14 protein-coding genes and 1 other RNA gene are annotated in these 22,388 nt (G+C 60.3%); 5 read left to right on the top strand and 10 right to left on the bottom strand.

From position 1 onward, the window contains the following. Nucleotides 1-670: 670 nt before the first annotated feature. The 8 genes from ACIPZH_RS25445 to ACIPZH_RS25410 all read right to left on the bottom strand — a co-directional run bounded on the left by ACIPZH_RS25445 (nt 671) and on the right by ACIPZH_RS25410 (nt 12,236). On the bottom strand, nt 671-1,348 hold the full coding sequence (locus ACIPZH_RS25445; protein ID WP_400627576.1) for an MAE_28990/MAE_18760 family HEPN-like nuclease: 678 nt from the start codon (nt 1,346-1,348) through the stop codon (nt 671-673). Then, entirely contained in the window at nt 1,345-2,469 is a 1,125-nt protein-coding gene (locus tag ACIPZH_RS25440) for a DUF262 domain-containing protein (protein WP_400627574.1), read from the bottom strand. Before ACIPZH_RS25440 ends, ACIPZH_RS25445 begins: the two co-directional genes overlap by 4 nt. Nucleotides 2,470-2,478: 9 nt before the next feature. Beyond that, complete coding sequence (locus ACIPZH_RS25435) at nt 2,479-3,603, bottom strand: hypothetical protein (protein ID WP_400627572.1); 1,125 nt, start codon at nt 3,601-3,603, stop codon at nt 2,479-2,481. 490 nt (nt 3,604-4,093) lie between these two features. Next, nucleotides 4,094-4,190, bottom strand: an RNA gene (gene ffs / locus ACIPZH_RS25430) — signal recognition particle sRNA small type. A gap of 199 nt (nt 4,191-4,389) precedes the next feature. Further along, complete coding sequence (gene ligA / locus ACIPZH_RS25425; RefSeq protein WP_349976136.1) at nt 4,390-6,720, bottom strand: NAD-dependent DNA ligase LigA; 2,331 nt, start codon at nt 6,718-6,720, stop codon at nt 4,390-4,392. A gap of 275 nt (nt 6,721-6,995) precedes the next feature. Continuing rightward, nucleotides 6,996-7,880 (bottom strand): cell division protein ZipA, encoded by an 885-nt coding sequence (gene zipA, locus ACIPZH_RS25420; protein WP_241804510.1) that lies wholly within the window; start codon nt 7,878-7,880, stop codon nt 6,996-6,998. 204 nt (nt 7,881-8,084) lie between these two features. Then, nucleotides 8,085-11,573, bottom strand: a complete 3,489-nt coding sequence (smc, locus tag ACIPZH_RS25415) for a chromosome segregation protein SMC (RefSeq protein WP_400638299.1) — start codon at nt 11,571-11,573, stop codon at nt 8,085-8,087. A gap of 3 nt (nt 11,574-11,576) precedes the next feature. After that, nucleotides 11,577-12,236 (bottom strand): GntR family transcriptional regulator, encoded by a 660-nt coding sequence (locus tag ACIPZH_RS25410; protein WP_241804512.1) that lies wholly within the window; start codon nt 12,234-12,236, stop codon nt 11,577-11,579. Between the two features lie 267 nt (nt 12,237-12,503). Here ACIPZH_RS25410 and xdhA point away from each other — a divergent pair, with 267 nt between their 5' ends. The 4 genes from xdhA to guaD all read left to right on the top strand — a co-directional run bounded on the left by xdhA (nt 12,504) and on the right by guaD (nt 18,627). After that, nucleotides 12,504-13,958 carry a xanthine dehydrogenase small subunit gene (gene xdhA / locus ACIPZH_RS25405; RefSeq protein WP_241804513.1) on the top strand — a complete coding sequence of 485 codons (1,455 nt, stop codon included), beginning with the start codon at nt 12,504-12,506 and terminating at the stop codon, nt 13,956-13,958. Beyond that, on the top strand, nt 13,951-16,350 hold the full coding sequence (gene xdhB, locus ACIPZH_RS25400; RefSeq protein WP_400638298.1) for a xanthine dehydrogenase molybdopterin binding subunit: 2,400 nt from the start codon (nt 13,951-13,953) through the stop codon (nt 16,348-16,350). The genes xdhA and xdhB overlap by 8 nt, the downstream gene beginning before the upstream one ends. A gap of 116 nt (nt 16,351-16,466) precedes the next feature. Then, on the top strand, nt 16,467-17,312 hold the full coding sequence (xdhC, locus tag ACIPZH_RS25395) for a xanthine dehydrogenase accessory protein XdhC (RefSeq protein ID WP_241804515.1): 846 nt from the start codon (nt 16,467-16,469) through the stop codon (nt 17,310-17,312). Nucleotides 17,313-17,322: 10 nt separating this feature from the next. Next, the gene (guaD, locus tag ACIPZH_RS25390; protein ID WP_400627563.1) at nt 17,323-18,627 is read left to right on the top strand and encodes a guanine deaminase; all 1,305 of its coding nucleotides are present in this window, start codon (nt 17,323-17,325) and stop codon (nt 18,625-18,627) included. Here the strand turns inward: guaD and aqpZ are convergent. Then, the gene (gene aqpZ / locus ACIPZH_RS25385; protein ID WP_400638296.1) at nt 18,624-19,322 is read right to left on the bottom strand and encodes an aquaporin Z; all 699 of its coding nucleotides are present in this window, start codon (nt 19,320-19,322) and stop codon (nt 18,624-18,626) included. The two genes, guaD and aqpZ, sit on opposite strands and share 4 nt — an antisense overlap. Nucleotides 19,323-19,539: 217 nt before the next feature. Next, nucleotides 19,540-20,295 (bottom strand): GntR family transcriptional regulator, encoded by a 756-nt coding sequence (locus ACIPZH_RS25380; protein ID WP_400638295.1) that lies wholly within the window; start codon nt 20,293-20,295, stop codon nt 19,540-19,542. 284 nt (nt 20,296-20,579) lie between these two features. On the opposite strand from ACIPZH_RS25380, the gene ACIPZH_RS25375 reads away from it, so the two are divergent. Then, the gene (locus ACIPZH_RS25375) at nt 20,580-21,929 is read left to right on the top strand and encodes an NCS2 family permease (protein ID WP_372490345.1); all 1,350 of its coding nucleotides are present in this window, start codon (nt 20,580-20,582) and stop codon (nt 21,927-21,929) included. The last annotated feature ends 459 nt before the right edge of the window (nt 21,930-22,388 follow it).

Raw genomic sequence — 22,388 nt, 5'->3', positions numbered from 1 at the left:
ACAGGCTTGGGGTAGAGGTAGACTTTTTCGACTTTGCTGTCGGGGCGCATCATGCAGGGCTGGCTCCAGAAGGAAATCGGGAGCACAGCATCGGGGATCAGGTAAGCGCTTTGAATGTGGGGTTCATGGAGCGCTTACGGAAAAGATTGCCCGTCGCGATGCTGCCCGTGCGAGAGCTTGGGCCGTAGGCAATGGAGCCGCAGTGGAGGCTAAGAAGGTGAATGCTGACAATCGAGCTGATGCTGTCGCTCACCACATCAAGGCGTGCCTGTACGATGGCTGCACTTCGCTTGCTGCCATCGCTCAGTGCCTCAACTCAAAGGGTGTTACCACGGCTCGGGGCAGTGCATTTCAACCTATGACCGTATCCCGCCTAATGGCCCGTCTTGAGCTGTCATTCGCCACTAGCAGTTCACAGCGCTTGGGTTTTCGTACGGGGCGATCGTCGTCGCTCCGTGTCGTGCTGCCCTGTCCCATCAGATATTCTGAAATCGTGCTGTACAGCTCGCTATGGGCCAGCCAGAAGCGTTAACCACAGCCCCGCATCGAGGCTACCAATAGAAGATCAGGCAAGCGCGAGATTGCGTGCGTGCTCTACGCCCCACACTAAAACACGCTTCATAGACTCGGCCATAAAAATCAGCTCTTACAGTTCACGCTTCTGACACACCTACCTGCGGAATTGCTCATTTCCAAAAGCTGTGGTCAGTCGCCGGGAAACCCCCTCAATTACTGATCGACAGCACTCTAAAAACACTTGATAGTCTGCATCTTCAATACCTTGCTTCCGCTTTCCATGAGCAATATCGTTACGTACATTTAGAAGTCTATTGAGCGGTGCATACACTTCGCGAAGATCAGTATACGCAAGCCCAACTTGAAAAAGCATTTTTTCAATAACCTCTCGCCCAACGTTGTTTTCTGTATTGATGTAGTCCTCACCAATAAAAACCGGGTGTTCGTAAAAATTCTCAATACTTGAAACAAAATCCATTTCACGAGCAAAGCTATGCAGATGCTTGTCTTCCGGCAAGCTATTTATAAAGAATGCACTTTTTTTATTGACATCCTTAAGAGCTTTAAATTCTTTAGAAAAAGCAGCAGCGGCGATAGCAGAACTGACATCCTTGCATTTCAAGAACTGGTTATTTATTTGATCAACGTAAAGCGAGAAGGCAAACTTTACAAATCCCTCCACATGAGCATAGAGCAAACAAACGATAGAGCGACGCACTCTTTGTCGGTCCGTCAAGCCCATCGTCTCTTGAACGTTATGGAGAAACCTTATTTCTGACTCACGCCAGTCTCGCTCCATCTCGATTTGTTCTTGAAATATTGCCAGAGTCATAATTTCAACTCAGCTAATTTTTTTTCAACTATGCCAATTCTGCTCGCCAGTTGACCAGGTGAGTTTTTTCCGCCACCTGTGGTTTGAGCAATAAATTCGTCATCGCACTTAATCTCCATCAACTTAGCATTGATGGCCGCTAGCTGAAGAGCATTACCCAAATCGATTTTCGGGAGATAGGGCTGCAAGCCGGTACAGATGGCCTCAAAATGGTAAACTGCAAAGTTAGATTGAATTCCGGTCTTGCCCGACCGCCCGAAGCTTTTCTCACCCAGAGTCTGTTGTAGCAGGGAAAATACCGTGTCGAACCCGGCTTCTTCCGCAGCATAATCGAAATCGACATCCGACTCTGGATCAGATACCTTCTCCATGTACTCCGTTAGAAAATCAGAAACATCATGGACAAATTTGCTCTTATAATTTTTTAGGGCAAAGTACCTCAAAACCAATTCCTGATCGAAAGCACCAAGCTTTTGCTGCTCAGAAATCCTCTTGGTGCAGACTACAAAATCATTCTTCTTGCTCAACTTTATAATAAAATCAATGAAGGTCGAGTCAAGCATTCGAATAGTACAATTACGCAACTGCTGGCTTGTTAATGCTTCACCACCAGTATTTAAACGCTTGAACATATGATAGCGAAATTTGTTGTCGCTACCCTTACGAACCACCTCGACGCGCACAAACGCTCGCTTTAGGCGTATCTTCAACGCTGTTGGCAACGCTTCATACGTGAGACCGTTCAGGTCCTCAACAATATCACACTCTTGGAGCTTAAGATTGTCACCCTTGCGAATCGGCTCAAGAAGGTGGGGAGCATCAAGCTTCCCCCGAAGATGAAGATAGGAAGAGAAACGCTGAAGCCCATCAATTAACTGATACTTACCATTGTCGTCTTCGACAACATAGATCGGTGGAACGGGCATTTCGAGCAGCAATGACTCAATGAAGCGGGACTGTGCACCCTGGCTCCACCGGAACAACCGCTGGTAGTCTGGGTTAATATCTAGTTCGCCGTCCGCATGCATATCTAACAACTCATTGAAGGACAGGTCAAGGCTTTGGGTATGAACCTTTTCGACCTTGGACTCCAACGCGAGTATCAAATCATCCTGAGCCATTCTGTTTCCTCACTTAGCCAATACCAGTACACTTTCATAAGCGGTACTCTGCTTTCTGTAGCTCTTACTTCGACCGTTTATATTGACCATATTTTGCTTACTTTCAAAGTCATGCCGCTGCTGCAATTCCAATCCATATAATTGCCCCAACTCGATAATGATCCCAGGCAAGTCGCAGTGCAGGTCTTTGTAAAATGAGTCCTGAACAACACAAACAAACGAAGCTCCACGCTTCATCACCCTACTCACTTCGAGCAAAGACTTGGCAAGCGCTGTAAAGTACTGTACAAAATTCTTATAGTAATATGTGGCAGATGCTTTCGAAGAATGGGATTTCACGGCATCCAAAAACTTAGCACACACACAACCGAACTGCTCATGACATAGACTATCGGCCATTTTCGGAACCGTAGTGGTTCCCATCAAAGCCCGCCTGATTTTATCGGACTCATCAATGATCAATCCGGACACAATTGCCAACTCCGGCATAGTAGCTACGCCATAGTCAATTCTCGTGCAGTACGGGGGCGAAGTGAGCACTAAGTCAACGCTCATATCCGGCAAAGGCAGTTGCTCAGACGACGCAATGAGAAGCGAAGCACGCCTCTCATCCCAGTCATGCTCATTGAGGTGCAGCCCATTTATCATTTCATTTACGATAGTCAAAAAGCGCGATTTGAATTTCTTCCAATTCACATCAACCTTATCGCATTCACTCTTGGGTTTCTTTATCCAAGTCGGATTAGACGGAATAAAGTCCTTCAGATATCCACGCACGCAATTGAATAGAGCTGTATAGAGAACACAATCACTTGCAGATAGCGAATTGACTTTATCTGCAACACTTTTATGCACCGCACCATCAAGAATTAGGCGCTCGACTTTTCGTATAGCACGCACACCAGCATGTAAAAACCACTGCCTGAGAGGATCGGCCTCACTTACGCCGCCTATACGGACAGTCGAAATCTTAGCAAGCTTCTGTTCAATCTTCTGAACGTCGCTACTCGTGGACTGCTTTGCTCTGGCTATGACTTTCATCACAGGATTTAAGTCAACACCGATAGAATCATAACCCGCTATTGACGCCATCAGTGAAGTCGTGCCAGCACCATTCCATGGATCCAGGATCACGGATGAGTCAGTGAGCCCAGCCCCCTGGATGACATTCATAGCGAACGAATGAGAGTACCCCGCATAATAGTTATACCAATGCGGCTTGTCCTGAATCTCTTCGTTAACTCTTTTTGGATTGATTACTAACAAATTCTATTCAACTCGGATTCAACCTTCTCCGTTACGCATCAGTAATCTCGAAACTCCTGCATGACTTTCGATGCTACAAATCCATCCCGGCAACCTGTCTTTACTGGACACAACTATACGCTGCTGGACCGGAAATCCAATGCTCTGGTACTTTTTTTTCGATGATCACAAAGGAGAATCTTGTGCGCCTATGCCATAAAGCGGCAGAACAGTACACAACAGAGGGTAGTAGCCCAAACGGAAAGGATCTAAAATGGCAAGCACAGTGCACCACCTAGGTGTACCTAAACGTTGTCACACTTTGAGATTTTTGAGCGAGAAATCCCTGAGAATTCAAGGACTTGCGTAATGGAGGCGGCCCCACCAGCCACACCCCGGCACTCGATGTTCCCGCTATGGCTGCTCCCTTCCGGGCCTGACCAGGTTAACGGGTAATCAATGCGGGGGGACCGATGGGGCCACCACTACGCGGCTCGCCAAGTAGCGAGCCGCGCCATTGTACCGGTCTGGGGCGAAGTTACAACCTTTAACCGGAGAAAAAGTCATCATTTCTCAATGACTTGTCCAGATCCAGGGGCCTGGCCTGGCCTCATCGCCGGCAAGCCGGCTTCCACAGGGGCTGCGCCGAGCCTGGGGGCGATGAGGCCTGGACGATCAGATGGCAATGCCCTGCTCGCCCAGAAACACGACGAACGCGTCCTCATCCAGTACCTTGACCCCGAGTTCACTGGCCTTGGCCAATTTGGAGCCCGCGCCTGGGCCAGCGACCACGCAGTGTGTCTTGCCCGACACCGAACCGGCCACCTTGGCACCCAGGCTTTCCAGCTTCTCCTTGGCGATATCGCGGCTCATACGCTCCAGCGTGCCGGTCAGCACCCAGGTCTGGCCAGCCAGGGGCAAGCCCTCGGCGACCTTCTTCTGGCTGGTCCAGTGCATGCCGAACGCCAGCAACTGAGCTTCGATGTCTCTGGCCAGCTTTTGGTTGGCCTCCTCCTTGAAGAATTCGCGCACGGCTTCGGCCTGTTTCGCCGCCAGTGCCTGGCGCAGGTCGATGCCATCGGCGGCGATGATCTTTTCCAGGCTGTCCAGCTTGGCTACCAGCTTCTGCGCGCCGGTTGGCCCGACCGAAGGGATGTCGAGCTTGGCGATCATCCCGGCCAGGGTGGTGCTCGCAGCGAACTCTGCCGCCAACTCGCCTTCGTCCTGCAACTGCATACCGCAAGCGAGCAACTGCTCGATGACCTTGCAGTTGTGTTCGTCTTCAAAGAAGTTGTGGATCTCGTAGGCCACTTCCAGACCAATGTCCGGCAGGTACGTCAGCACCTGCGGCAACGCCTGCTGCACCCGTGCCAGGCTGCCCAGCGAGCGGGCCAGCACCTTGGCGGTCTCCTCGCCCACGTCCGGGATGCCCAGGGCATAGATGAAGCGCGCCAGGCTCGGTCGCTTGCTGGCCTCGATGGCATCCAGCAGCTTCTTGCTGGAGACTTCGGCAAAACCTTCCAGGCCGACGATCTGCTCGAACTGCAGTTTGTAGAGGTCCGCCGGCGAACCGATCAGGCCTTCGTCCACCAACTGCTCGACGCTCTTCTCGCCCAGGCCGTCGATATCCATGGCGCGCCGCGAAACATAGTGAATGATCGCCTGCTTGAGCTGGGCGCCACAGGCCAGACGGCCGACACAACGGTACACCGCGCCTTCGCTGGTGGTTTCCTTGCCTTTGCTGCGCTTGACCAACTGGGTGCGCTCGACCTGGGAACCGCACACCGGGCACGCGCTTGGCACCTGCACCGGGCGGGCGTCTTCAGGACGGCGGTCAAGCACCACCTGCATGACTTGCGGGATCACGTCACCCGCACGGCGGATAATCACCGTATCGCCGATGCGCAGGCCCAGGCGGGCAATCTCATCCATGTTGTGCAAGGTGGCGTTGGACACGGTCACGCCAGCCACCTTGACCGGCCTGAGGCGTGCGACCGGCGTGACCGCCCCCGTACGCCCGACCTGGAATTCGACATCCAGTACCTCGGTGAGCTCTTCCATGGCCGGGAACTTGTGGGCGATGGCCCAACGCGGCTCGCGGGCGCGAAAACCCAGCTCGCGCTGGGAGGCCAGGCTGTTGACCTTGAACACCACCCCATCGATTTCGTACGGCAGGCTGTTGCGCCGTTCGCCGATGTCGCGGTAGTAAGCCAGGCACTCCTCGATACCGGCCGCATGCCTGAGCTCACGACTGATCGGCAGGCCCCATGCTTTGAGCTGTTCGAGGATACCAATATGGCTCTCGCCAATGCTTGCCGATACCTGACCAACGCCATAGCAGCAGAACTCCAGCGGGCGGCTGGCGGTGATTTTCGAGTCCAACTGGCGCAGGCTGCCGGCAGCGGCGTTGCGCGGGTTGGCAAAGGTCTTGCCACCGGCCTCAGCCTGGGCCGCGTTGAGGCGGTCGAAACCCGCCTTGCTCATGAACACTTCACCACGCACTTCGAGCACCGCCGGCCAGCCTTCGCCCTGCAGCTTGAGCGGGATGTTGCGCACGGTACGCACATTGGCGCTGATGTCTTCGCCGGTGGTGCCGTCCCCCCGGGTCGCACCCTGCACCAGCTGGCCATCGCGGTAGAGCAGGCTGACCGCCAGGCCGTCGAGCTTGGGCTCGCAGCTGTAATCGACCGCGCCCGGCTGGTCGAGACCCTCCACCACACGGCGGCCGAATTCACGCAGGTCGGCTTCCTCGAAGGCGTTGCCCAAGCTGAGCATCGGCACTTCGTGGCGCACCTGGCTGAACGCGGCCAGGGCGGTACCGCCGACGCGTTGAGTGGGCGAGTCGGGGGTGACCAGGTGCGGGTGTTCGGCTTCGAGCGCCTTGAGTTCGTTGAACAAGCGGTCGTATTCGGCGTCCGGTACGCTGGGCTCGTCGAGTACGTAGTAGCGGTAGTTGTGCTGGTCGAGCTCGGCGCGCAGCGCGTGGATTCGGGATTCGGCGTTCATTCTTCAGGTTCTCTTGCGAAGCACAAGAGCAGCCCTTGGCTCAACGCCAGTCAGGCAAGCGGTTTGGGGCCGCTCTGCGGCCCATCGCCGACAAGCCAGCTCCCACAGAGATGGCGCAGCGCCAGAGGCCTGCGCTGCGGCTGTGGGGCTGGCTTGGCGGCGATGGGCTGCAGAACAGCCCTGCTCGCACTCACTGATTGGCATCAGCCCTGGGCTGCTCTTGCGCTTGAAACGAAGCGAGCAAGACCAGGGCATGGTCCGCTCGCTCGATGACATCAGCGTTTCTGGGTCAGCGCGCGGCGCTCGAACTCGACGATGCGCTGGCGGTAATGCTCGATGGTCTGGGCGGTCAGCACGCTGCGCTGGTCATCCTTGAGCTCACCATTGAGCTCGTGGGCCAGCTTGCGCGCTGCGGCGACCATCACATCGAAGGCCTGCTTCGGATGGCGCGGGCCTGGCAGCCCGAGGAAGAAGCTGACCGCGCGCGTGCTGAAGTGATCGATGTCGTCCAGGTCAAAGATGCCGGGCTTGACAGCATTGGCCATGGAGAACAGGACTTCGCCGTGACCGGCCATGCTTTCATGGCGATGGAAGATGTCCATCTCGCCGAAGCGCAAACCACTTTCAAGAATGTTCTGCAGCAGCGCCGGGCCCTTGAAGCCACCTTCATCACGCGAGATGACGCTGATCACCAGCACCTCTTCGACCGGTGGCAGCTCCTTGGCAGCACTGCCCGCGGCAGCAAAACCACCGTTGCGGTTGTTATCGGCAGCGAAATCATCGTCGGCATCGGCGAACAAGTCGGGCTCGCGCGGCTCGGCCACCAGGTCCAGGTCGCCCTGCGGCTGCACTTCAGCGGCACGCTTGCCACGCTTGCTGGCCTTGGCCGGTTTCTGCTCGCGCTCACGCTCACGCGCCGGCGCACTGAGCGACGGCAGGTCGCTTTCATCCAGCTCCGGCTCCTTCTGGGTATCGAGCACACGCGACGGGCCCAGCACCTCAGCGCTGCCTTCCTCGTCCGGGAGGTTGGAATAACTGCGATCCAGACGGAATTTCAACTTGCCTTTTCCGCCGCGCATGCGGCGCCAGCCGTCGAAAAGAATACCGGCGATGACAATGATGCCGATGAGGATCAGCCACTCGCGCAGACCGATTTCCATGTAATCCCGTGCCTCTATAAAAATATGCTTGAAAACAAAGGCTTCAAAGCCCTTTAACACGTGGCGCCAACTCTATGTTCTGACAGGCGTTTTACCCACGCATAAAACGAGTGACATTAAGCTAGCACGACCAAAGACAACTTTACACCGTCTGTCGCACATGGCGGGGGCATTTACCTGCACATTCCGCCTTCTCTTGGCTCATCAGGCGTCGACCATGGCCAGTGCCTCCTCCACATCCACTGCAACGAGACGTGAACACCCAGGCTCGTGCATGGTCACCCCCATCAATTGATCCGCCATCTCCATGGCAATCTTGTTATGCGTGATGTAGATGAACTGCACGCTTTCACTCATCTCCTTGACCAACCGGGCATACCGGCCGACGTTGGCATCGTCCAGCGGCGCATCGACCTCGTCGAGCATGCAGAACGGTGCGGGGTTCAGCTTGAAAATGGCAAACACCAGCGCCAATGCGGTCAGTGCCTTCTCGCCGCCGGACAGCAGATGGATGGTGCTGTTCTTCTTGCCAGGCGGGCGCGCCATGATCGTCACCCCTGTATCGAGTAAATCTTCGCCCGTCAGTTCCAGATAAGCGCTGCCACCACCGAAAACTTTTGGGAAAAGTGCCTGTAATCCGGCATTTATCTGATCAAAGGTATCCTTGAAGCGGGTGCGGGTTTCCTTGTCGATCTTGCGGATGACGTTTTCCAGGGTCTCAAGCGCCTCGACCAGATCGGCGTCCTGGGCATCGAGGTAGCGCTTGCGCTCGGATTGCTGTTCGTACTCCTCGATCGCAGCCAGGTTGATCGCGCCCAGGCGTTGAATACGGGCGTCGATCTGCTCCAGCTCCTGCTCGGTGCCCTGTTCGCTGGCCTCGGCCTCGACAGTGGCAAGCACACCCTGCAGGTCGTAGCCGTCGGCCAACAATTGCTCCTGCAAGGTCTTGCGCCGCACATCCAGCCCCTGGCACTCCAGGCGCAGCTGCTCGAGCTGGCCGCGCAGCAACTGCGCCTGCTGCTCGGCCTGGGTGCGGCGCTTTTCGGCGTCGCGCAAGGCGCGATCGGCGTCGTCCATGTGCAGGCGCGCCTGGCGCATTTCTTCGTCGACGCTCATGCGCCGCTCAAGCAGTTCTTCCAGCTTCAGGCGCAGCTCTTCCAGCGGCGCCTCGCCCTCTTCCAGGTTCAGGCTCAACTGCTCCTGCCGCTCACTCAGGCGGGCCGCCTGTAGCTCCAGGCGCTCCAGTGCCTGGCGGGTCGAGTCGTGCTGGGCGCGCAGCGAACCCAGGCGCACAGCCAACTGGTGGGCATGATCCTTGTGCTGGCGAGCTTCCTGGCGGACCCGGTCAAGGCCTTCGCGCAAGGTATCGCGGCGGGCCATCAACTGTTCGCGTTGCTCGGTGTCCTGGGCCATCAGGTCCAGGGCCTCCTGCAGCACCAGGCGGGCTTCGCCCAGTTGCTCTTGCTCCAGGGCGCGCTGCTCCTGAAGTTCGCTCAATTCTTCCTGCAGCCGGCGCCGACGCAGCTCGACCTGTTCGGCACGGGCCCGGCCTGCCGAAAGGCTGGCCTTGAACTCGCCATGCTGGCGGCTTTCTTCCTGGGTGCGCCGGCGCAGCTGCTCGCGCTGCTCTTCCAGGCCCAGTTGCTGCTCACGCAAGGCTTGCAGCTGCTGCTCCGTCTGTTCCAGCGTAGCTTCCAGCTCCAGCTGTTCCTGGCCGAGGCGCTCGATTTCCTGCGCCCGCGCCAGTACCCCACCCTGGGCTTCGCTGCCGCGGCTGACGCGCAGAAAATGCCGACCAACCCAAAAGCCGTCGCGGCTGACCAGGCTCTGGCCTTCGCCAAGGCCGGCGCGCTCAGCGAGGGCTTGAGCCAGGTCTTCGACTGGCCGCACCTGGGCCAGCCAAGGGGCCAGGTCGGTGGGCCCCTCGACCTTGTCGAGCAAGCTGCCGGGCCGGCGCGCACCTTCATGCCCCGCCACCAACAGACGCAACTCGCCTTGCTCCAGCCCGGCAAAATCCAAGCCGTTGAAGCCGTCCACCAGCACCGCTTGCAGGTCAGCGCCCAATACGGTTTCCACCGCCAGCTCCCAACCCGGCTCCACACGCAGCCCTTGCGCCAGGCGTGGCCGCTGCTCCAGCCCTTGCTCGCGCAACCAGTCGGCAGCCCCTGCACCGGGTTCGAGCGCAGCCTGTTGCAACGCCTCCAGGGATGCCAGGCGGCCGCCCAGACGCTGCAAGTCGCCTTGCTGTTGCTGCTGAGCCTGGGCCGCCTCCTGCAATTGCGCGCGCAGGCCCTCCAGGCGCTCGACCACCTGTTCTTCGGACAATTGCAGCTCTTCAAGCAACATCTCGCTGGCAGCCAACTGCTCGGACAGCTCCAGCATGGCGCTTTCCTGCGGGTCAGCGCCCAACTGGTCGCGTTCCTCACCCAGCTTGCGCTGGCGCTCGGCCAAGCGCTCCAGGCTGGCTTCCAGTTGCTGCAGGCGCGACTGCTGCACTTCGGCCTGGCGCCGCGGCTCGGCAGAGCGGGTGTTGAAGCTGTCCCACTGCTCCTGCCAGCCGTGCATGCCCAGTTCGGCCTCTTCGAGGGTGGCGGCAGCCTCTTCGGCTGCGGCCAGGGTCATTTCCTGCTCCGGTTCGAGCATCGCCAGCTCTTCACCGAGGGTCGCCAGCAGGGTGCGGTCATGCCCAAGGTGCGACTCGGTTTCCTGGCGCGTGCGCTCGGCTTCCTTCAGGTCATCCTGCAATTGGCGCAGGCGCTGCTGACCGTGCTGAATGCTCTGCTCGACCCGGGCGATGTCGCCGGCCACCGAATAGAAGCGGCCCTGCACCTGGTTGAAGCGCTCGGACAGCTCATGATGGCCGTCACGCAGCCGCTCGATGCTCGCATCGGCGTTGCGCTGTTCGGCCACCAGCGCCTCATGGGCCACATCCTGATCGCCGATCACCGACTCGCGCTGGCGTACGCGCTCATCCAGATCACGCCAGCGCAGCGCCGCCAGACGCGCTTTGAGCTGACGCTCCTGCGCCTTGTACTCACGGTATTTCTCAGCGGCCTGCGCCTGGCGGTGCAGGCGTTCGAGCTGGCGCTCAAGCTCATCGCGCAAGTCGGTCAGGCGCGCCAGGTTCTCCTGGGTGCGGCGGATGCGGCTTTCGGTTTCGCGGCGGCGCTCCTTGTACTTGGAGATGCCCGCCGCCTCCTCGATGAAGTTGCGCAGCTCCTCGGGCTTGGCCTCGATCAGCTTGGAGATCATGCCCTGTTCGATGATCGAGTAGCTGCGCGGGCCCAGGCCAGTGCCGAGGAAGATGTCGGTGATGTCGCGGCGGCGGCATTTGGTGCCGTTCAGGTAATAGGTGTTCTGCCCATCACGGGTGACCTTGCGGCGGATGGAGATTTCCGCGTAGGCGGCATATTCGCCCAGCAGCGTGGTCTCACTGTTGTCGAAGACCAGCTCGATACTGGCCTGGCTGACCGGCTTGCGGCTGGTGGAGCCGTTGAAGATGACGTCGGTCATCGACTCACCGCGCAGGTTCTTCGCCGAGCTTTCGCCCATCACCCAGCGCACCGCATCGATGATATTGGACTTGCCGCAACCATTGGGGCCGACCACGGCGGCCATGTTGCTGGGGAAGTTGACGGTGGTGGGGTCAACGAACGACTTGAACCCAGCCAGGCGAATGCACTTCAGGCGCATCGGTCAGCCTCGGGCCAGCGCCGCCAGCACCAGGTCGCAACTGCGCTGGCAATAGGCGGTGAGTACCTCGCGGATGCGCGGCAGTTCACGGGCCACCACGGCGTCTAGCAGGTGGGCGAACAGGTCAAGGTAATCGAGCATGTTGGCTTGGCGCTGATCGAGGGCCAAGTAATAGGCTCGGCTCATGGCCGGCTGCAGGTTTTCGACGGTTTCCTGCAGGTAAGGATTGTCGGCGAACGGATAGGCGGCGCGCATTACAGCAAAACTGTCGGCGACGAAGGCTTTGATGTCACCCCGTTCACGGGCCTGCTGCAGGCGTTGCTGGATGTCCAGAAACGGGCGCAGGTCTGCATCGAGGCGCCATTTCTGGGCAACGGCATTACCCAGCAGAATGTAGAACTCGCCCATGAGGGCACACAGGCTCCGCACACTGCGTTCGTCGAGCCGGGTCACATGAGCGCCGCGGCGCGGCAGGATCGCAACCAGATGGCGACGTTCGAGGATCAACAACGCTTCACGCACCGAGCCGCGGCTGACATTCAGCGCCTGGGTGACCTTCTGCTCCTGGATGCGCTCACCCGGCGCGAGCTCGCCGCGGATGATGCGTTCGGCCAGGTAGTCGGCGATCTGCTCGGAGAGGCTGTCCGGCGCCTTGAACGTCATGGTTTTCCTTCGAAATCATTGAACTGGGCACAAGTGGGCGATTGTAGCGCAATTGGCCAGCCGTCGCGCAGAGGAGCGACAGCCTTTATTTGTGCTGCCAGGCAACGGTAAAGGCGGCCCGATCTATGCTTTATATATCGGCAGGCTGGGCGGCCAGACCTTCGTGCGGAGAATTTCTTGACCCTTAAGTCAGAAAATTATTGACCAGCGTGTCAGCTCTGCTTATTGTCCGCTCAACAACAATAAAACCATTGCGAGGCCATCCCCGTGATCCAGTTTCTCGTCAACCAGGAGCTGCGCAGCGAGCACGCCCTGGACCCGAACATGACGGTGCTGCAGTACCTGCGTGAGCACCTGGGCAAACCCGGCACCAAAGAAGGCTGCGCCAGCGGCGACTGTGGCGCCTGCACCGTGGTGGTCGGCGAGCTGACCCAGGATGATCAAGGCCAGGACAGCCTGCGCTACCGCAGCCTCAACTCCTGCCTGACCTTCGTTTCGTCGCTGCATGGCAAGCAGCTGATCAGCGTCGAGGGCCTCAAGCACCAGGGCGAACTGCACAGCGTGCAACAAGCCATGGCCGACTGCCATGGTTCGCAATGCGGCTTCTGTACCCCAGGCTTCGTCATGTCGTTGTTCGCCCTGCAGAAGAACAGCCAGGGCCACGACCTGCATCAGGCCCAGGAAGCGCTGGCGGGCAACCTGTGCCGCTGCACTGGCTACCGGCCGATTCTCGATGCCGCCGAACAGAGCTGCCGCCAGCCGTGCCGCGATCAGTTCGACGCGCAGAAGGCCCAGACCATCAGCCGCCTCAAAGCTATCGAGCCGACCCAGACCGGCGAGCTCAACAGCGGCGACAAACGCTGCCTGGTGCCGCTGACCGTAGCCGATCTGGCCGACCTCTACAGCTCGCACCCCGAAGCGCGGTTGCTGGCCGGTGGCACCGACCTGGCGCTGGAGGTCACCCAGTTCCACAAGACTTTGCCGGTGATGATCTACGTCGGCCACGTGGCCGAACTCAAACGCATCGACAAGACCGCCAGCCACCTGGAAATCGGCGCTGCCACACCGCTGACCGATTGCTATGGCGCGCTCAACGAGGAATACCCTGATTTCGGCGACTTGCTGCACCGCTTTGCATCGCTGCAGATCCGCAACCAGGGCACCCTGGGCGGCAACATCGGCAACGCCTCACCGATTGGCGACTCACCGCCCTTGCTGATCGCCCTCGATGCGCAGATCGTGCTGCGCCAGGGCGACCGCCAGCGCACGATGCCGCTGGAGGACTACTTCATCGACTACCGCATCACCGCCCGCCAGGACAGCGAATTCATCGAGAAGATCATCGTACCGCGCGCCAGCAATGACTGGGCCTTCCGCGCCTATAAAGTCTCCAAGCGCCTGGATGACGACATCTCGGCTGTGTGTGGCGCCTTCAACCTGAGCATCGAAGACGGCGTGGTCAGCGGGGTACGCATCGCCTTCGGTGGCATGGCCGCGATCCCCAAACGTGCCCGCGCCTGTGAAGCTGCCCTGCGCGGCAAGCCGTGGAACCAGGCGAGCCTGGAGCGCGCCTGCCAGGCCCTGGCCGAGGACTTCACCCCGCTCAGCGACTTCCGCGCCAGCAAGGAATACCGCCTGCTGACCGCGCAGAACCTGCTGCGCAAGTACTTCATCGAACAGCAAACGCCGCACATCGAAACCCGGGTGACCGACTATGTCTAACCATCACGCCGTCAAGAGCCAGGCCGAGATGGCCGAACTGTTCAGCCAGGACCTGACCACCGGAGTCGGCCGCAGCGTCAAGCACGACAGCGCCGACAAGCATGTGGCAGGCGAAGCGGTGTACATCGACGACCGCCTGGAATTCCCCAACCAGTTGCACGTCTATGCGCGCACCGCCGACCGTGCCCACGCCCGCATCCTGCGCATCGACACCACGCCGTGCTATGCCTTCGAAGGCGTGCGCATCGCCATCACCCATGAAGACATTCCAGGCCTCAAGGACATTGGCCCGGTGGTGGCCGGTGACCCGCTGCTGGCCATCGACAAGGTCGAGTTCTTCGGCCAGCCGGTCCTCGCCGTGGCCGCGCGCGACCTGGAAACCGCGCGCCGTGCCGCCATGGCGGCGATCATCGAATACGAAGACCTGGAGCCGGTACTGGACGTGGTCGAGGCGCTGCGCAAGAAGCACTTCGTACTCGACAGCCACACTCACCAGCGTGGTGATTCGGCCACTGCCCTGGCCAGCGCCCCGCACCGCCTGCAGGGCACCCTGCATATCGGTGGCCAGGAGCATTTCTACCTGGAGACGCAGATTTCTTCGGTGATGCCCACTGAAGACGGCGGCATGATCGTCTTCTGCTCCACGCAAAACCCTACCGAAGTGCAGAAGCTTGTCGCCGAAGTGCTGGACGTGCCGATGAACAAGGTGGTGCTCGACATGCGCCGCATGGGCGGCGGTTTCGGCGGCAAGGAAACCCAGGCCGCCAGCCCGGCCTGCCTGTGCGCCGTGGTCGCACGCCTGACCGGCCAGCCGACCAAGATGCGCCTGCCGCGCGTCGAAGACATGATGATGACCGGCAAACGCCACCCCTTCTATGTCGAGTACGACGTCGGCTTCGATGACGAAGGGCGCCTGCAAGGCATCAACATGGACCTGGCCGGCAACTGCGGCTACTCGCCCGACCTTTCCGGTTCGATCGTCGACCGTGCCATGTTCCATTCCGACAACGCCTACTACCTGGGCGATGCCACCGTGCACGGCCACCGCTGCAAGACCAACACTGCCTCCAACACCGCCTACCGCGGCTTCGGCGGCCCACAGGGCATGGTTGCCATCGAGCAGGTGATGGACCATATCGCCCGCCATCTGGGGCGCGACCCGCTGGCCGTGCGCAAGGCCAACTACTACGGCAAGACCGAGCGCAACGTCACCCACTATTACCAGACCGTCGAGCACAACATGCTCGAGGAGATGACCGCCGAGCTGGAAGCCAGCAGCGACTACGCAGAACGCCGCGAATCGATCCGCCGGTTCAACGCCAACAGCCCGGTCCTCAAGAAGGGCCTGGCGCTGACCCCGGTCAAGTTCGGCATCTCGTTCACCGCCACCTTCCTCAACCAGGCCGGTGCGCTGATTCACATCTACACCGATGGCAGCATCCACCTGAACCACGGCGGCACCGAGATGGGCCAGGGCCTGAACACCAAGGTGGCCCAGGTCGTGGCGCAGATTTTCCAGGTTGATTTCAGCCGCATCCAGATTACCGCCACCAATACCGACAAGGTGCCCAACACCTCGCCGACCGCAGCCTCCAGCGGCGCCGACCTGAACGGCAAAGCGGCGCAGAATGCGGCCGAGATTCTCAAAAAGCGCCTGACCGAGTTCGCCGCGCGGCATTATCAGGTCACCGAGGAAGACGTCGAGTTCCGTAACGGCCATGTGCGCGTGCGCGACCAGATCGTCAGCTTCGAACAACTGGTGCAGCAGGCGTACTTCGCCCAGGTCTCCCTGTCGAGTACCGGCTTCTACCGCACGCCCAAGATCTTCTACGACCGCAGCCAGGCACGCGGCCGGCCGTTCTACTACTTCGCCTTCGGCGCCGCCTGCGTGGAAGTGATCGTCGACACCCTGACCGGCGAGTACAAGATGCTGCGCGCCGACATCCTGCACGACGTCGGCGATTCGCTGAACCCGGCCATCGACATTGGCCAGGTGGAAGGCGGCTTCATCCAAGGCATGGGTTGGCTGACCACCGAAGAGCTGGTGTGGAACAGCAAGGGCAAGCTGATGACCAATGGCCCGGCCAGCTACAAGATCCCGGCCGTGGCCGACATGCCGCTGGACCTGCGGGTAAAGCTGGTGGAAAACCGCAAGAACCCGGAAGACACCGTGTTCCACTCCAAGGCTGTTGGCGAGCCACCGTTCATGCTCGGCATCGCCGCCTGGTGTGCGATCAAGGATGCCGTGGCCAGTATTGCCGGTTACCGCCTGCAACCGAACATCGACGCACCAGCGACACCGGAGCGGGTGCTGTGGGGCTGCGAGCAGATGCGCAAGGCGGTGGCTGCCACCGAGCCTGCAGAGCCGCAACGGGAAACCGTCACACACTGAGGTTGGGTGGGCGCCTGTTCGGGCCCTATCGCCGGCAAGCCCTGCGCTGTACCTGCGGGCACCAGGCTTGCCAGCGACAAGGCTCGAACAGGCCACCTGGAATGAGGAACTGCATCATGCACCAATGGATCAACGCCCTCGCCGACCACCAGTCCCGTGGCGAAGCCTGCGTGCTGGTGACCATCATCGAGGAGCGCGGCTCGACCCCGCGCAACGCAGGCTCGAAAATGGTCGTCAGTGCCAGCGGCCTGTTCGACACCATCGGCGGCGGCCACCTGGAATACAAGGCCCTGCACATCGCTCGGCAGATGCTTGAAGAGCAGCGCAGCACGCCGCACCTGGAGCGCTTCAGCCTCGGCGCCAGCCTCGGGCAGTGCTGTGGCGGCGTCACCGTGCTGCTGTTCGAGCCCATGACCGCTGTGCAGGCGCAAATCGCCGTGTTCGGCGCGGGCCATGTCGGCCGTGCTCTGGTACCCTTGCTCGCCGCCCTGCCCTGCCGGGTGCGCTGGATCGATTCGCGAGAACAGGAATTCCCCGAGCTCATCCCCAACGGGGTGACCAAGGTGGTCAGTGAGGAGCCGGTCGACGAAGTGGCCGAGCTGCCACCTGGTTGCTACTGCATCGTCATGACCCACAACCATCAGCTCGACCTGGAGCTGACCGCCGCCATTCTCAAGCGCAACGATTTCACCTGGTTCGGCCTGATCGGCTCGAAGACCAAACGGGTCAAGTTCGAGCACCGCCTGCGCGAGCGCGGCTTCGACGAGGCCGTGATGGCGCGCATGCGCTGCCCGATGGGCCTGGCCGAGGTCAAGGGCAAGTTGCCGATCGAGATCGCCGTGTCCATCGCCGGCGAAATCATTGCCACCTACAACGCCTGCTTTGGCCAGCATGACGCTGGCGTCAATGCGGGCCCCATCGCCCAACTGCTGCCGCCGTCCCGGCGCAGCCAAGCCAATTGACGAGTGAGTTATGACCGCTACCCGCAAAGCCTACCGTGCCGCCATCCTGCACAGCATCGCTGACCCGGCCGAGGTGGGCCTGGACGCGTCCCATGAGTACTACGAGGACGGCCTGCTGGTGATCGACGATGGCCGCATCAGTGCACTGGGCCATGCCAGCGAACTGCTGCCGACGCTGGATGCCGACATCGAAGTGGTGCATTACCAGGACGCCCTGATTACCCCGGGCTTCATCGACACCCACATCCATTACCCGCAGACCGGCATGATCGGTTCCTACGGCGAACAGCTGCTGGACTGGCTCAACACCTATACCTTCCCCTGTGAAAGGCAGTTCGCCGACAAGGATCACGCCGACAACGTCGCGAAAATCTTCCTCAAGGAACTGCTGCGCAACGGCACCACCACGGCCCTGGTGTTCGGCAGTGTGCACCCGCAGTCGGTCAATGCACTGTTCGAGGAGGCCGAGCGCCTGGACCTGCGGATGATCGCCGGCAAGGTGATGATGGACCGCAACGCGCCCGACTACCTGACCGACACCGCCGAAACCAGCTACACCGACAGCAAAGCGCTGATCGAGCGCTGGCACGGTAAGGGCCGCCTGCACTACGCGGTCACCCCGCGCTTCGCCCCCACCAGCACCCCGCAGCAGTTGAAGCTTGCCGGGCAGTTGCTCAAGGAGCATCCGGGCGTCTACATGCACACGCACCTGTCCGAGAACCTCAAGGAAATCGACTGGGTCAAGGAATTGTTCCCTGAGCAGAAAGGTTACCTGGACGTCTACGACCACTTCGAACTGCTCGGCGAGCGCTCCGTTTTCGCCCACGGCGTGCACCTGTGCGACGACGAATGCCAACGCCTGTCCGAAACCGGCTCGGCAATCGCCTTCTGCCCGACCTCGAACCTGTTCCTGGGCAGTGGCCTGTTCAACTTGCCCCAGGCCGAACGCTTCAAGGTAAACGTAGGCCTGGGCACCGACGTCGGTGCCGGCACCAGCTTCTCGCTGCTCAGCACCCTGAACGAAGCGTACAAGGTCATGCAGCTGCAGGGCGCGCGCCTGCACCCCTACAAATCGCTGTACCTGGCCACCCTCGGCGGCGCCCGTGCGTTGCGCCTGGATGACCGGATCGGCAGCCTGCGCCCCGGCAACGATGCCGACTTCGTGGTGCTCGACTACAAGGCCACGCCGCTGCTCGACTACCGTATCCAGCAGTCGGGCAGCATCGAAGAGACCTTGTTCGTGCTCGCCACCCTGGGCGACGACCGCACCGTGCGCGAAACCTACGCCGCCGGCCGCTGCGTGCACCAGCGCTAAGGCGCTTTGGCCAACCCCCGGTACAGTGCGCCGCCGATCGCTGCCCCGATCAGCGGCGCCAGCCAGAACAGCCACAGTTGCTGCAAGGCCCAGCCACCGACGAACAGCGCCGGCCCCGTGCTGCGCGCGGGGTTGACCGAGGTATTGGTCACCGGGATCGAGATCAGGTGGATCAGCGTCAGGGCCAGGCCGATGGCGATGGGGGCAAAGCCCGCCGGTGCCCGGGCGTCAGTTGCGCCCATGATCACCACCAGGAACATCGCCGTCATCACCACTTCACTGACAAAACCCGCGCCCAGCGAGTAACCGCCTGGCGAGTGGTCGGCGTAGCCATTGGACGCCAGGCCCGCCGACAATTCGAAGCCGGCCTTGCCGCTGGCGATGAAGTAGATCACCGCAGCCGCGATGATCGCACCGACCACCTGAGCGATGACGTATGGCAGCAACTCTTTGGCCGGAAAACGCCCGCCCACTACCAGCCCGAAGGAAACAGCAGGGTTCAGGTGGCAACCGGAGATGTGGCCGATGGCGAATGCCATCGTCAGGACGGTAAGACCGAAAGCGAAGGCGACACCGAGAACGCCGATGCCGAGGGGAGAGCTGGCTGCGAGTACCGCACTGCCGCAGCCGCCGAGTACCAACCAGAAGGTGCCGATCAGCTCGGCACCCATACGTTTACCCAGAGACATGGTCATGGACCTTTCCTCAAGAAGTGGAACGCAACGGATGCGCAAGCCCAACTGCTTGATGAAGGTTTGCCCACAAGAATTTAGCAGACCTTTGAACAATGACCAGCAACAACGAGGGCCGCATGGCGCCCATCGCCGGCAAGGCGACCCCCGCACAACCTCACGGGAGCCGGATTGCCGGCGACAGGCCGCGAAGCGGCCCCTCATTCAGCCAGGCAAACGATCAACCCTTCAGCGAGACCTTGGGCTTTTTCAGCAGGTGCGAAAACACCGCATGCAGGTCGTCCGAGGCGCTCTCCTCGTCCAGGTTGAGCTTGCTGTCGATATGGTCCATGTGATGCATCATCAGGCTGACCGCCTGCTCGGCATCACGCGCCTCGATGGCATCGATCAGTTGCGTGTGCTCGTCATAAGAGCAGTGCGAGCGGTTGCCGCTCTCATATTGGGCAATGATCAGCGATGTCTGCGACACCAGGCTGCGCTGAAAACTGACCAGCGGGGCATTGCCGGCCGCCTCGGCCAACTTCAAGTGAAACTCCCCGGACAGCCGGATGCCGGCACCCCGATCACCACGCGAGAAGCTGTCACGCTCTTCACGGACCATGTGCCGCAATTCGTTGAGCTGCTCGACGGTGGCGTGCTGCACGGCCAGTTCGGTGATGGCGCGTTCGACCATGCGCCGCGAGAAGAACACCTGACGGGCTTCTTCGACCGTCGGGCTGGCCACCACGGCACCGCGGTTAGGGCGCAGCAGCACAACGCTTTCGTGGGCAAGGCGCGACAGGGCACGGCGGATGATGGTGCGGCTGACGCCGAATATCTCGCCCAGCGCTTCCTCGCTCAACTTGGTGCCCGGTGCGAGTCGCTGCTCGAGGATCGCCTCGAAGATGTGCGCATAGACGATATCGTCTTGGGTACCGCTGCGGCCAGCCTTGCCGGCACGCGCAGGTTTCTTCAGAGGTTGCAGCTGTTCGTTCATGGGCTCTCGAGGCACGAAGGAAAGTATGGCGGCATTGTACACAAGCTGAGCCGTTTCTGCAGGTGGGGTTTTATCTATATAGCTGATGTGCGGCATATGATGCGTACAAAAAATAAAACATTATTTGCTTTCTTTGTACACAAAAGCATAATCCATCGGGCAACTTCTTGACCCGTAAGTCAACAAAGCGGCGTCAGACGTCTGCCATCCCTCGCGGAGCCGCCAAGTGCATTGCGCAGGTCACTGGCTCCAAGAACAACAAGAAAGACTTGAGGAGTATCGCTGTGGAAAGCCGCAAATCCGACGCACCTACGCTGGATCTCGCTCCACCGCTCGAAACGAGCTGGCTGGAGCGGATTTTCAAACTCAAGCAACACGGCAGTACCGTCAAAACCGAAATGATCGCCGGGGTGACCACCTTCATCACCATGGCGTACATCATCTTCGTCAACCCGAACATCATGGCTGACGCCGGCATCGATCACGGCGCAGCCTTCGTTGCCACCTGCATCGCCGCGGCACTGGGCTGCCTGCTGATGGGCCTTTATGCCAACTGGCCAGTGGGGCTGGCGCCAGGCATGGGGCTCAACGCCTTCTTCACCTACACCGTGGTCGGCACCATGGGCTATAACTGGGAAACGGCTCTGGGCGCGGTGTTCGTCTCGGGCGTGCTGTTCATGTTCCTGACCTTGTCCAAAGTGCGCGAATGGTTGCTGAACAGTATTCCGGTCAGCCTGCGCCATGCCATGGGGGCCGGCGTCGGATTGTTTCTCGGGCTGATCGGCCTGAAGACCGCAGGCATCATCGTCGACAGCCCCGCCACGCTGATCAAGCTGGGTTCGCTGCATGAGCCTGGCCCTTTGCTGGCGGCACTGTGCTTCCTGTCGATTGCAATCCTCAGCTACAAGCGCGTGTTCGGTGCCATCCTGATCAGCATCATCGGCGTCACCCTGGCCGGCTGGGGCCTGGGCCTGGTGAAGTTTGGCGGGGTGATGTCGATGCCGCCGAGCCTGGCCCCCACCTGGATGGCCATGGACGTGGCCGGCGTGTTCAACGTGAGCATGATCAGCGTGGTGCTGGCGTTCCTCTTCGTGCACATGTTCGACACCGCCGGTACCTTGATGGGGGTCGCCCAGCGGGCCAACCTGGTGGCGCCGGACGGCCGCATCGAAGGCCTGTCGAAGGCTTTGAAGGCGGACAGCGCGTCCAGCGTGTTCGGTGCCGTGGTTGGCGTGCCACCGGTAACCAGCTATGTGGAAAGTGCCGCGGGCGTTGCCGCAGGCGGCCGTACAGGCCTGACCGCGGTGGTGGTTGGCCTGTTGTTCGTGGCGGCGATGTTCTTCGCACCGCTGGCCGGGATGATTCCAGCCTACGCGACTGCAGGTGCACTGATTTACGTGGCCATGCTGATGATGGGCAGCATGGCGCACATCCATTGGGATGAAGCCACCGACAGCATTCCGGCGATCGTCACGGTGATCATGATGCCGCTGACCTTCTCGGTCGCAGACGGTATTGCCCTGGGTTTCATCACCTACGTGGCGCTGAAGGCCGGTACTGGCAAGTACAAAGAGATCTCGGCCAGCCTGTGGGTGCTGTGCGCGATCTTCATTGCCAAGTTCGTGTTCCTCTGAACTGACACATGCACCAGAACAGGGCGCTTCGGCGCCCTTTTTGTGCTGTCGGCTTGCCGGCGATCGGCCGCAAAGCGGCCCCAGATGCTCGCGGGTCCCGTCGAGCGCGCTCGGGCTATTACAGCTCCGCTACGGGGGCTGCTTTGCAGCCCATCGCCGGCAAGCCGGCTCCCACCCCGACCGCGCTGTTCTTCAGGCCTGCGTTTTACCTGTCGAAGCAACGGTCTTACCCATTTCTAAAAGCCACCGCAATCCAGGTGGGAGCCGGCTTGCCGGCGATGGGCCGCAAAGCGGACCCAGATGCTCGCGGGTCCCGCCGAGCGCGCTTGGGCTAATACAGGTCTGCTAAGGGGGCTGCTGCGCAGCCCATCGCCGGCAAGCCGGCTTGTATGGTTAGACTTGAAGGGGTGGTGGGACTAAATGCCGGATTCTGACTGTTGACGCAGTACAGACTGTGGG

It is taken from the genome of Pseudomonas sp. NPDC089758 (genome assembly GCF_044748705.1).
Taxonomy (GTDB): domain Bacteria; phylum Pseudomonadota; class Gammaproteobacteria; order Pseudomonadales; family Pseudomonadaceae; genus Aquipseudomonas; species Aquipseudomonas putida_X.
The sequence above is the reverse complement of the archived record's forward strand: the minus strand, read 5'-3'. Positions and strand labels throughout refer to the sequence as shown.